This is a genomic window from Streptomyces sp. NPDC059224, from assembly GCF_042754285.1.
In the GTDB taxonomy this organism is placed as follows: Bacteria; Actinomycetota; Actinomycetes; order Streptomycetales; family Streptomycetaceae; genus Streptomyces.
In genome coordinates this window covers 1-1,082 of the sequence record NZ_JBHZAN010000119.1, presented here as the reverse complement: position 1 = coordinate 1,082, position 1,082 = coordinate 1, and the positions used below count along the sequence as shown (strand labels likewise).

The 1,082-nt window shown below is 34.3% G+C and carries 1 protein-coding gene; it reads right to left on the bottom strand.

Annotation, left to right across the window (positions count from 1 at the left end; translation table 11 throughout):
- Nucleotides 1-1,082: sigma 54-interacting transcriptional regulator (locus tag ACFXI4_RS44755; protein WP_385003472.1), on the bottom strand; the 1,082-nt coding region annotated here is incomplete at both ends.

Below are 1,082 nucleotides of genomic sequence, written 5' to 3'. Positions count from 1 at the left end.
ATATTTTCTGTTAGCAAGTACCTGGTAGGTAAATCAGAAATATGAATTTCGATATATTTTTTATTGCTTCCACTAAATAGTTTATTCGCAATAGTTTGTTTTATTAGTCCATCCAGCTCACCAATGTTTCCATACAAATCTAAGCGAATCAGGAAACTAAGGGCGGCTTCAGAAACTAATATTTCTTTATTGATCAGAGTAGACTCTTTCTCTAATAAATGGAAGACAATCTCTTTTCGTTCGCTAATTTCTCTATCTTGGTAATTAGGCAAAGTACAAACAATCGGAATTCTTCGTCGAAAAGTTTCTAGAAAAAAATTTTCTTCCTGTTCCGTTGTCGCAAAAATATATCTAACATGTGATAAACGCCAAGGACCACTATCTCCAACTCTTCGAAAAACGCCTTTATCCATATGAATAAAAAGTTTCTCTTGTCCTTCTGGTGGTAAACGATGAATTTCGTCAAGAAAGACGATTCCACCGTCTGCTGCTTCTATTATACCAATATGGTCAGAATCGGCGCCGGTAAACGATCCCTTCATATGGCCAAACAACTGACTTGTTAATAACTCTGGATTATTAAAATACTGAGCGCAGTTTAACTCGATGAACGGAGCATTCTCATGAATAATACCAGTTTGTCGGCAATACTCAGCTAGTTTTTCCACTAAGTAACTCTTCCCAACTCCGGACGATCCAAAATACATTATTGGTAATCCACCTGGATATTTCATTGCTGATATCCCTTGTTGAACCGCTTCTTTTAAACTTTGTTTTGCACCAATTAAATCATCAAAAAAATGATCTGCTTTTTTCTTTGAAATTTTTTCTCTAAACGAATCAATTGAAGAAAACTCAAAACTATCTAATGAATGTGATATATACCGTTCAATTGTATGGACTGGAAAAAAAAGAACAGGACGACCATTGATTTTCACAACTTTTTTCTGTTCCATTAGTTCGTTTAGATGCTTACTAGCCGTATTTCTTTTTATTTGAAATTTTTGGGCAATATATTGCGCGTTACATTCTTCTGGAAAATATTGTGGAAAATCATAGCTGTTAAGTAGATCATTTAATTC